The sequence below is a fragment of the Litchfieldia alkalitelluris genome (assembly GCF_002019645.1).
Taxonomy (GTDB): domain Bacteria; phylum Bacillota; class Bacilli; order Bacillales; family Bacillaceae_L; genus Litchfieldia; species Litchfieldia alkalitelluris.
The window spans coordinates 1,390,311-1,400,803 of the sequence record NZ_KV917374.1 but is presented as its reverse complement, the minus strand read 5'-3'; the positions used below and the strand labels follow the sequence as shown (position 1 = coordinate 1,400,803).

The 10,493-nt window shown below is 37.3% G+C and carries 9 protein-coding genes; 3 read left to right on the top strand and 6 right to left on the bottom strand.

Annotated elements, in window-relative coordinates; translation table 11 throughout:
- The first annotated feature begins 441 nt into the window (after positions 1–441).
- Both argS and BK579_RS06480 read left to right on the top strand, forming a co-directional pair.
- Positions 442–2,130: an arginine--tRNA ligase gene (gene argS, locus BK579_RS06485; protein ID WP_078544382.1), complete on the top strand. Its 1,689-nt coding sequence runs from the start codon at positions 442–444 to the stop codon at positions 2,128–2,130.
- Between the two features lie 219 nt (positions 2,131–2,349).
- Positions 2,350–2,547, top strand: a complete 198-nt coding sequence (locus tag BK579_RS06480) for a hypothetical protein (RefSeq protein WP_078544380.1) — start codon at positions 2,350–2,352, stop codon at positions 2,545–2,547.
- A gap of 105 nt (positions 2,548–2,652) precedes the next feature.
- Here the strand turns inward: BK579_RS06480 and menC are convergent, their stop codons facing one another.
- The 6 genes from menC to BK579_RS06450 form a co-directional block, all read right to left on the bottom strand.
- The gene (gene menC / locus BK579_RS06475) at positions 2,653–3,771 is read right to left on the bottom strand and encodes an o-succinylbenzoate synthase (RefSeq protein ID WP_078544379.1); all 1,119 of its coding nucleotides are present in this window, start codon (positions 3,769–3,771) and stop codon (positions 2,653–2,655) included.
- 18 nt (positions 3,772–3,789) lie between these two features.
- Positions 3,790–5,253 carry an o-succinylbenzoate--CoA ligase gene (locus BK579_RS06470; RefSeq protein WP_078544377.1) on the bottom strand — a complete coding sequence of 488 codons (1,464 nt, stop codon included), beginning with the start codon at positions 5,251–5,253 and terminating at the stop codon, positions 3,790–3,792.
- A gap of 124 nt (positions 5,254–5,377) precedes the next feature.
- Positions 5,378–6,196 (bottom strand): 1,4-dihydroxy-2-naphthoyl-CoA synthase, encoded by an 819-nt coding sequence (gene menB, locus BK579_RS06465; RefSeq protein ID WP_078544375.1) that lies wholly within the window; start codon positions 6,194–6,196, stop codon positions 5,378–5,380.
- 19 nt (positions 6,197–6,215) lie between these two features.
- Positions 6,216–7,034: a 2-succinyl-6-hydroxy-2,4-cyclohexadiene-1-carboxylate synthase gene (gene menH / locus BK579_RS06460; RefSeq protein WP_078544373.1), complete on the bottom strand. Its 819-nt coding sequence runs from the start codon at positions 7,032–7,034 to the stop codon at positions 6,216–6,218.
- Positions 7,035–7,036: 2 nt separating this feature from the next.
- Positions 7,037–8,791, bottom strand: coding sequence for a 2-succinyl-5-enolpyruvyl-6-hydroxy-3-cyclohexene-1-carboxylic-acid synthase (gene menD, locus BK579_RS06455; RefSeq protein WP_078544371.1), 1,755 nt, complete (start codon positions 8,789–8,791; stop codon positions 7,037–7,039).
- Positions 8,784–10,193, bottom strand: a complete 1,410-nt coding sequence (locus tag BK579_RS06450; protein ID WP_139365056.1) for an isochorismate synthase — start codon at positions 10,191–10,193, stop codon at positions 8,784–8,786. Before BK579_RS06450 ends, menD begins: the two co-directional genes overlap by 8 nt.
- Positions 10,194–10,349: 156 nt before the next feature.
- On the opposite strand from BK579_RS06450, the gene BK579_RS27020 reads away from it, so the two are divergent.
- Entirely contained in the window at positions 10,350–10,469 is a 120-nt protein-coding gene (locus BK579_RS27020) for a hypothetical protein (protein ID WP_139365055.1), read from the top strand.
- The last annotated feature ends 24 nt before the right edge of the window (positions 10,470–10,493 follow it).

The window sequence follows — 10,493 nt, the reverse complement described above, 5'->3', positions numbered from 1 at the left end:
GACATCTATGCTAATTAAAATTAGCACCATGGAGTATGAAAAATTATATTTAGCTTAGTGTCTAGCTTCAGGCGCTATCGGCTCTCAGGTCTAAGTCAATCCGGCAAGAAGGTTAAAAAGCAACCTTCTAGATGGCTCGTCTTATGCCTGTCGCCGATGAACGAGCGCCTTCCGCATTTCTTTTTTCAGGGTAGACTTCCATGCTAATTTTATTCGAACCATGGAGAATGAAAATAGGTACTTACTCAGTGTGGAATGAGCGGAGAGCCACTTGACTCCTGCGGGATCCAGTGGTCTCGTGAGACCCCACAGGAGCCCGCCCCTGGCGACGAGGAGGCTCACGGACCACCCCGCGGAAAGCAAGTGGATTGCAGCTCATGGAACTCTACATCATTAGGTATTTTCAGGGTAGACATAATCTAACAAAAGGTGGAATCAAACATGAATTATAAAAATAGTTTTGCTAAATTATTAGAAAACAATTTAGATGGCGCATTATCACTAGACGAAGTCTTGCCACTAATTGAGAAGCCTAGATATCAGCAACAAGGAGATTACGCTTTTCCTTGTTTTATTTTAGCAAAGAAATTTAAAAAATCACCTCAAGTCATCGCAAGCGAGATAGCGGAAAACCTAACTCATCCACTGTTTGAACAAATTGTATCTGATGGACCATACATTAACTGTTTTCTGAATAAAAGCACTTTTAGTATAGAAACACTAAATCTAATTCTCACACAAAAAGCTAATTATGGTGATAGTAGCTTAGGAAACGATGAAAATATAGTCATAGATTTCTCCTCCCCTAATATTGCAAAGCCTTTTTCTATGGGACATTTGCGATCTACTGTTATTGGTTATGCACTTGCGAATATTGCTACTAAATGCGGGTTTAATACTATTCGAATCAACCATCTTGGAGATTGGGGAACCCAGTTTGGGAAACTGATTGTCGCCTATAAACAATGGGGGGACGAAAATGTTGTTAAACAAAACCCTATCCAAGAATTGTTAAAACTTTATGTAAAATTCCATGATGTGGCATTGCTTCAACCAGAACTGGATGATGAAGCAAGATTATGGTTTAAAAAGCTCGAAGACGGTGATCAGGAAGCTGCCTCACTTTGGACATGGTTTAAAAATGAATCATTAAAGGAATTTGCTAAAATCTATAAGTTGCTTGGAATTTCCTTTGACTCGTATCACGGTGAAGCCTTTTATAATGATAAAATCAAGGATACAGTTCAATTAATCAAGGAAAAAAACTTACTTTCAACTTCAGACGGTGCGGAGGTTGTAGATTTATCTGACCATGACCTTCCTCCCTGCTTAATTAGAAAGTCTGATGGAGCGACTCTTTATGCAACGAGAGATATTAGCGCTGCACTCTACCGTCAAGAAAACTATCAATTTCAAAAAGCTTTATATGTTGTTGGTCAAGAACAAAGCTTACATTTTAAACAGCTCTTTTTAGTGTTAAAAAAGATGGGTTACACATGGGCTGATGATATGAATCATATTCCTTTCGGCTTTATTTTAAAAGATGGTAAGAAGATGTCGACAAGAAAAGGAAAAGTAGTGCTGTTAGAGGACGTGATTAGAGAAGCCATTGAGCTTGCTGCAAAAAACATTCATGAAAAAAATCCAACTTTAAATAACCAAGAGGAGATTGCAAAGTTAGTTGGAGTTGGATCATTAATTTTTCATGATTTAAAAAATGAACGAATGAGTAATATTGAATTTTCAATCGAAGATATGCTTAAATTCGAGGGAACAACAGGACCTTATGTACAATATACACATGCTCGTGCATGCTCAATCTTAAGAAAGGGTCGAGCGTATAGTACTGCTTTAAACGATGGATTGGACGATCCTCAAAGTTGGGCTGTTATTAAAAGATTAAGTGAATTTCCAGAAGTTATTGAAAGTAGTTTTTATTCATACGAACCTTCCGTCATCGCAAAATATGTTTTAGACCTTGCTCAGGAGTTTAACTCCTACTATGGTACTGTGAAAATTTTAGCAGATACAAAAGAAAGACCAGCTAGATTAGCACTCGTTCAAAGTGTAGCAATTGTTCTAGGAGAAGGATTGCGTTTATTAGGATTAGGTGCACCCAAAGAGATGTGAACCAACTAAAGCACCACTTTAGATCAATAAGTGGTGCTTTAACATTTATTTACTACAGGTAAAACCCACTTTTCCATGAAGGTTTGACTGTTCTATTGTTTGAACACCATTTATATGCGTAAAATGTATTGAAATTTGAACATATTTTTTTAATAAAAATGCTTCAAATTGAAATAATAGTATCGTACGATTACATATTGTAAAGGAGTGTTTTTGCACATGATTAATAAGGATAGTTTGATTAATGCATTAAAGCAAGAGGTTCAAGGAGCAGACCAGACAGCCTTTCCTATGTGTGTAGATTCCTTTACGAATCTATGGCAATATGAATACGGTTCATTAGACGATGTGCCACAGGATGTTGATGATATTATCGCTAATAGAGCTATTGAATTGGGGCTAATAGAACTAGAGTAGTCAGGCACTTTTTGTTCAACCGCGCCAATCGCATCTGGTGCTAGACACTAAAATTAGTTTGCAAATTTTTTTTTTTCTAATCCTACAAAAAACCAGGTATCTCCCTTAAAGAGTTCCTGGTTTTTTTATCGTTATTTTCGTTTTGGTTATTTCCAGAAGGCGTTCTAAGTTTATTTCGAAGCCAATTCCTACCCCATCTGGTACAGAAATCGTACCATTTGTAACAACTACTTCTGGCGTGGTAATATCCTGATGCCAGTACCTTGAAGAGGCCGAAATATCACCCGGTATTGTAAACTGATCTAACGATGCGAGCGCAATATTTACCGCCCTTGAAATCCCCATTTCTAACATTCCACCACACCACACAGGAATTTGATGCTTCTTACATAAGTTATGAATTTTCACAGCCTCAGATAGACCACCAACTCTTCCCACTTTAATATTAATGGTACGACAACTTTCCAATTCAATTGCTTTTCTAGCGTCATCAAAGGTAACTATACTTTCATCCAAACAAATCGGTGTTTGCAATTGTCTTTGAACTTTTGCATGATCAATTATATCATCAGAGGCAAGTGGTTGTTCGATCATCAGTAGTTGAAAATTATCTAGTTCTTTTAACAGGGGTAGATCATCCAAAGTATAAGCGGAATTAGCATCAACCATTAATGACAAGCTTGGAAAAGCTTCTCTTATCCTTTTAACCAACTCATAATCATTACCGGGTTTTATTTTAATCTTAACCCTTTTATATCCTTCTTCAACATGCTGTTGTATTTTGTTAATCATATTTACTGGGTCATCTAGGCCTACAACAACTCCAGCATCCACCTGTTCTCGTGATCCACCTATCGCCTTAGATAATGACACCTTTTGTCTTTTACAATATAAATCCCATAAAGCCGTTTCAATGCCGGCCTTAGCCATATGATTTCGTTTTATCTCTTTAAAAACAGATTCCACATCTGAAGGATAGTTAATCACCTGTAACAAAAGCCTAGGTGCTAAAAAATCTTCGATTATATGCCAGCAGGTAGTTATGGTTTCTTCCGTATACCATGGAGATGTAAATGCAACTACCTCTCCCCATCCCTCAAATCCATCTTGGTCAATAATCCTAATGATAATGCTTTCACGATTGCTAACATGCCCAAGGTTTGTAACAAAAGGGGTTTTTAAGGTTTGTTCCACTAAATAAAGTGTAATCGACTCAATTTTCATATTATCTCTATTACCACCTTAGGATGGAAGATATTCAAGTAGTTTCCTACGTAATAACTTGTTGGTTGCATTACGAGGTAATTCATCTAGAAAATAAATCTCCCTAGGGATTTTATATCGGCTAACCTTCTGGGAGCAAAAGTCTTTTATCACTGTCTCTGAAAGCTGTTTATCATCTGTTTTTACAAATGCAATAGGAACTTGTCCCCATTGCTCGTCACGAATACCGATGACACCAGCTTCTATTATTTTCGGATGTGATAAGAGTACTGACTCAATTTCTGCTGGATAGATGTTTTCTCCACCTGAAATGATTAGATCAGACCTACGGTCAAGGACATATAAGAACCCTTCATCATCTATGTAACCTATATCACCAGTATAAAACCAACCATCTTTTATAGAATCTTTTGTCTCATTTTCTTTATATATATATCCCTTTGTTACATTAGGTCCTTTAACAACAATTTCCCCATGCTCATAGCTGCGTTGAATAAGGCCATCTTTTTCAATTCGAAGCTGTGAGGGGAATAAAGGCTTCCCAGCAGATCCTAGCTTAGATAAGCTATATTCGGGAGCAAGTGTAACAATTTGGGAAGCTGTCTCTGTCATACCATAGGTTTGGTAGACTGGTATCTCTTTTGCTTTGCAATCATGTAGTAGGGATTCGGGGGCTGGTCCACCACCTAATAACATACATCGGAAGCTAGGGGAATATTTCTCATCACCTAACACTGTTAGCATTTGAGATAGCATTGTGCTAACGACAGAAACAATCGTAACTCCTTCGTATTTAATCGCATGATTTGCTTTTTCAGGTGAAAACCTTTCATGGATTATTACAGGAATTCCATAAATCACACTTCTCATTAGAATCGACAGTCCACTGATATGAAAAAAAGGAACCACTGCTAACCAACAATCATCCTCACGTAATCCTAAATTTAAAACAGAGCCTGTTGCACTCCACCAATGATTGCCGTAAGTTTGAATGACTCCTTTTGGCTTGCCTGTCGTACCAGATGTGTACATGATGGTATCAATTTCTTCAAGAGAAAATTCTTGTACAATTTTCACTTCTTTTAAAGGACTTGCTCCTATATTTTCGACTTGCAGGATTTTGGAATCAATTCCATCACAATCTAGTAGAGGAATAAACTTTTCTTCAGTTATGATGCAATCAGATTTCGAGTCTCTTAATTGCCATAATAACTCATAGTTAGTTAAACGTGCATTAAGTAACACCGTCTTGACTCCTATATATTTTAATGCATGTATGATTTGTATCATTTCAACACTATTTGTCATTAATACCGATATAGTGTCCCCATGCTTAACACCCAAGTAGGATAACTGCTGACTGGTCGTTAACACTCTTTCATGTAACTCTTTAAATGTTAAAACAATCTCTTCTGTTCGAACTGCAAATCGATTCGGAGTTAAAAAGGCTCGATTTGCTAACCAATTCGGTGTTACATTCATTATACAACCCACACTCTCGCTGAAAGTTCTATTCATAATTATAGTCTTTTTTTTGTTGTTCTTAACCAATAGAATAGACTCGAATACTTTATCATTTGTAAAGGATTCGAGTCTCTATAGTTGTTTAAGGAAAACGCGGGAACTGCTTAAAGTCTGGGTTACGCTTTTCTTTAAATGAATCGCGTCCTTCTTTAGCTTCATCAGTTGTATAGTATAAAAGTGTTGCGTCTCCAGCAAATTGCTGTAAACCAGCTAATCCATCTGTATCTGCATTGAAAGCTGCTTTCAAGAAGCGAAGTGCTGTTGGGCTCTTTTCAAGCATTTCTTCACACCACTGAATTGTTTCTTCTTCAAGCTTCTCTAATGGAACAACCGTGTTAACTAATCCCATATCAAGAGCTTCTTGTGCATTATATTGGCGGCAAAGGAACCAAATTTCACGAGCTTTCTTATGTCCAACAATACGAGCTAAATACCCTGAACCATAACCTGCATCAAAGCTTCCTACCTTTGGACCAGTTTGCCCGAAAATTGCATTGTCTGCAGCAATCGTTAAGTCACAAACAATATGTAATACATGTCCTCCACCAATCGCATAACCAGAAACCATTGCTACCACTGGTTTTGGTATTACACGAATTAGACGTTGAAGATCAAGAACATTTAGTCGAGGTATTTGATCGTCTCCAACATATCCACCATGCCCTCTTACCTTTTGATCTCCTCCAGAGCAAAATGCCTCATCTCCAGCACCCGCTAAAACAATAACACCAATATTAGAATCATCTCGAGCATATGCAAAAGCATCAATTAATTCCATAACAGTCTTTGGACGAAACGCATTTCGAACCTCAGGACGATTAATTGAGATCTTTGCAATTCCATTGTATGTTTCATATAAAATATCTTCATACTTACGTTCTGCAATCCATTCTACAGTCACTAGCTTGTCCTCCTTTTTTTCAAGTTGTGTTCTTACTTTGTAAAAACCCACTTACTATTCTACCAAATTTCTCGGGTTGTTCCATATGTATTGCATGTCCAGCACCATTTATTTTTTTAAAAGTTGAATTAGAAATAAGAGATGACATTTTCCTAGCAATTATACAAAACTTATCATCTAATTCACCACACAATAAGAGTACAGGCATGTTGAGTTTATGAAGACTTCCCCAATAAGGCAATTGGACTCCCGTACCCATTCCTTTTAGACTATTGGCTAAACCCATAGGGTTATTATTCAGTCTTTGGTTATGTAAATATACCTTTTTACTATCTGGCATATTTTGCTGAGATGCAAATAAAGGAATGTTCTCCCAGTAAGTAACAAACTTTTTTATTCCCTCTTCTTCAATAAATGAAGCAAGGGATTCGTCTGTCAACATCCTCTCCTGCCGGTCAGTTTCCTCATTTAAACCAGGCGAGCTACTTTCTAACACCAGATGAGTAAACCTTTCAGGAAATTCGATTGCTAGAGCAAGAGCTAACCTCCCCCCCATAGAATACCCTATTAGTCCTACTTTATCTATCTCAAGCTTATCTAAGATAAGTAGAACATCTTTCATCAAATAGTCAAAAGTATAATTCTGAATTCCCTCTGGACTATCGCTTTTCCCGTGACCAATAAGATCTATTAATATACAACGATATTGACTGATTAAAGAAGATATCGGCTCAAGCCAATTATCTGTACTCCCTGTAAACCCGTGTAGAAAAAGGAGTGGACTACCTTGTCCAACTATATTCACATGATATTTTTTGTCATTTATTGTTAAAAACATTTCTATTTATCCCCATGAATCTCCAAAGTTATTTCCTGGGAAACACGATTCCACAAATTTCGATGGTCACGCAAATTCGTTCCTCGGTCAGTTCGAAGCTCAATGACATTTAACCCTTTCGACTTCAGGCTATGTTCAAAAATCCCCTTAAATTCAGGCCAGGTTTTAATCGAAGAGAATTGACCACCATACATTTTAACAGTGTGCTCAAAATTAAGACCTGTTGGAGTCCCAAACAAGTATTCAAAGTGTTTTTCCTCTTTTGACTGTGGTAAAAATGAAAAAATACCGCCGCCGTCATTGTTGATTAACACAATGGTTAGATCTAAGTTATTTTGTTTTGCAGCAAGCAACCCGTTAAGATCATGATAAAAAGATAAATCTCCAATTACCAAGACTGTTTTTCTTCCAGTTGTGCTTATTCCTAATGATGTCGATACTATGCCATCAATCCCATTTGCTCCACGGTTTGCTAGTATAGTAATGGGCTTTGTTTGGTTTACAAAAAAGGTATCTAAGTCTCTAATTGGCATGCTATTTCCAACAAATAAAATTGATTCACTAGGTAACAAATCTTGAAGTTGTTGAAAAACTTTCCCCTCAAAGATACCGTTGTCTTCTTCAATATGCTTAAGCTGCTCGCGAGTTACCTCGTTAATTCTTTTCCAATCATTTGTCCAGATACTCTGTTTAGCTTCAGATATGAAATGGACAAGTTTGTCACAAAATTCTGCTTCACCACAATAAACCATTTCAGAAGCAGTCATCGTTGGCTCTCTCCAACCACCATCACCGTCAACTACAAGGTGAAGAACATCTCTCTTCTTTTTCAAATAAAGTAGTAAGGCCTTTGAGATTGGCATTGCGCCGAAACGAATAATAACCTCCGGAGTGTAACTTTCAATAAAATCTTGGTTTCGTAGAAATGTATCATACGAATCAAGAATTAAATCCTTTGAATGCTTTCCACTCCTTAATTGTGAGAGGGGATCAGCAAGGATAGGGTAATTTAACTTCTCAGCTAACAACGTGACCTGTTGAGCAAATTCTTTATCATCAAAATCACCACAAATAATAAGTCCCTTTTCTTTACCATTAATTTGACTAGCAATTCCCTGTGCTTGAAAGTCACTTAGTTGTGCTTTACCGATGACCATATTTACTTCTTGTGAAAGAGGTTTTCTACCTTTAGTAAACAATTTTTCTTGAGAAAGATTTGGTACAAGCGGTTCTCTCAAAGGAATGTTAAGATGTACGGGGCCTGCTGGTGCTGAAATTGCTTTTCCAGCCGCTCGAGAAGCTACCGTTCTAACATATCGAATCATTTCGTCGGAACGTTCAGGGATTGCCATCTCAACAAACCATTTGGTGTGTTTCCCATATAATTGATTTTGATCAATCGCTTGTGGCGCACCAACATCTCTTAATTCATGTGGACGATCAGCAGTAATTACGATTAGCGGTACCCTTGATAAATTCGCCTCAACAACCGCAGGAAAATAATTAGCTGCCGCGGTTCCAGATGTGCATAAGAGGGCAACAGGAACTTTTCTTGCTTTTGCAATTCCGAGTGCGAAATAGGAAGCTGAGCGTTCATCAATATTCAAATATGTGGTCATCTCTGAATGCTCAGCCATCAAAATGGCAATAGGTGTTGATCTTGATCCAGGGCTAATGACAACATCTTTTACCCCTACTCTGACAAGTTCATCTACAAATGCTGCGACGTATGAAGTAAGACTATCAGTATTACTCATTATCAGATCCTCCTAAAGCCGAGAGCATTGGCCTAAACTTCATATTTGTTTCCAAATATTCACTTGAAGGCTCAGATTCCCCCACAATACCACAACCAGCAAATAATGAGGCTTCCTTGCCTTTTAGTAAACCGGAACGGATTGCTACAGCAAATTCCCCATTATCGGTTCCATCGATCCACCCAATTGGAGCGGCATACCATCCACGATCAAGTAATTCTACTTCTCTTATTTTATCAAGGGCTTTTTCTGATGGAAACCCTCCAAGTGCAGGTGTTGGATGGAGCTTTTTAACCATAGAGAGAGTGGTCACACCTGGCTTAGCTACACCTTTAATTGGTGTATAAAGATGCTGGATATCCCTCATTTTGAAGAGTTCCGGTTGATCTGAGGATGTAATTGTTTCACATGACTCCAACATGGCATCTTTTATCATGGATATAACAAACTCATGTTCAGCAATATTTTTCTGATCTTTTAAAAGTTGATTTCCCAATTCATCGTCTTGATCTACTGTTTTACCTCGTGCTATCGAACCTGCTAAGCATGTAGATTTAATCACTTGTTCCTTCTTTTTTACCAATCTTTCTGGTGAAGCACCAATAAAGCATGATTGTTCGTTTTCAAATGCGAATAAATAACTCATCGGTTGTTGTTCTCGTAAATTTACTAATACGTCATCAGCATCAATGGTCTCTTTGAAATTCAAGTTAATTTCTCGTGCAAGAACAACCTTTTCAACTTCACCTTCGTTAATATCCCGAACTACATCCGCAACTGATTTCATCCAAGCGTCCGGATCTACCTCAGATTTAACATAATCTATTTTCCTATAACTAGCTTTTATATTAGGAATTTTATCTAGTAGCTCGTCCTTAATTTTTTCTAACTCAAATAGTGAATTGTCTAATCCATCTCTACTAACATGATTGAAGGTAAAAAAACATTTCCCATCGATTACTGATAGGAGAATTTTAGGTAAAACAAAGGTGGCCTCTGAAAAACCACTCCATAAATCTGTCTTAGTTCTTTTAGGGTCAAATGAAAACCCACCTAGTAGAATAGGGCCTGTTCCATATGAGATCTCTTCTTTATTGTCTATTTGGTTAGCTAGGTGCTTCCATTTTAATTCAACCTCATCATAGCGCTTATGTTGATCATTCACTTCTATAGTATATGCTCTTCCAAGTCCAACTAAGATGGTCGTCCGTGTGGGATCTGCCCAAAAAGTACGCTCACCCTCAAAATACTCTTTTCCGGCCTTAAATAACAATAGGGGGTCAATGTCTGTAGCTTCCACAACTCTACTTAGAAGAACTTCATTAAATTGTTGTTTTTCTGTAGTAAGAGAGCCTCCACTCTGACCTTGTTTTTTCATTTCTTCTTGCTGTATTAGTACCAAAACTAATCCCCCCGTGTGAAATACTTACCGGCTAACACTAACACCATGCATTTTATATCTTGTCCCGATTTCTTGCATTGCTATGTACCTCATTGCCAAAGGTGTTTAGTGAGCCTTAATTAAAATATCTAATTTATCTCCGATTGCTATTATAAAATGGATTATATCCTATATATTATATCATTTTTTCTTATTGTTACTACCTTTAGCTTCATTATTCGACAACCTAATTACTTACTTAAAGATACATCTCACGTAAGGTTACTGTCAATTTAGAGACCCTTTTCTATTATCTTTCAC

Excerpts from the sequence above, each read along its gene's own strand:
- BK579_RS06480 (WP_078544380.1), top strand. The coding sequence starts at position 2,350 with ATGATTAATAAGGATAGTTTGATTAATGCATTAAAGCAAGAGGTTCAA.
- BK579_RS27020 (WP_139365055.1), top strand. The coding sequence starts at position 10,350 with ATGGATTATATCCTATATATTATATCATTTTTTCTTATTGTTACTACC.
- menC (WP_078544379.1), bottom strand. The coding sequence starts at position 3,771 with ATGAAAATTGAGTCGATTACACTTTATTTAGTGGAACAAACCTTAAAA.
- BK579_RS06470 (WP_078544377.1), bottom strand. The coding sequence starts at position 5,253 with ATGAATGTAACACCGAATTGGTTAGCAAATCGAGCCTTTTTAACTCCG.
- menD (WP_078544371.1), bottom strand. The coding sequence starts at position 8,791 with ATGAGTAATACTGATAGTCTTACTTCATACGTCGCAGCATTTGTAGAT.
- argS (WP_078544382.1), top strand. The coding sequence starts at position 442 with ATGAATTATAAAAATAGTTTTGCTAAATTATTAGAAAACAATTTAGAT.
- menH (WP_078544373.1), bottom strand. The coding sequence starts at position 7,034 with ATGTTTTTAACAATAAATGACAAAAAATATCATGTGAATATAGTTGGA.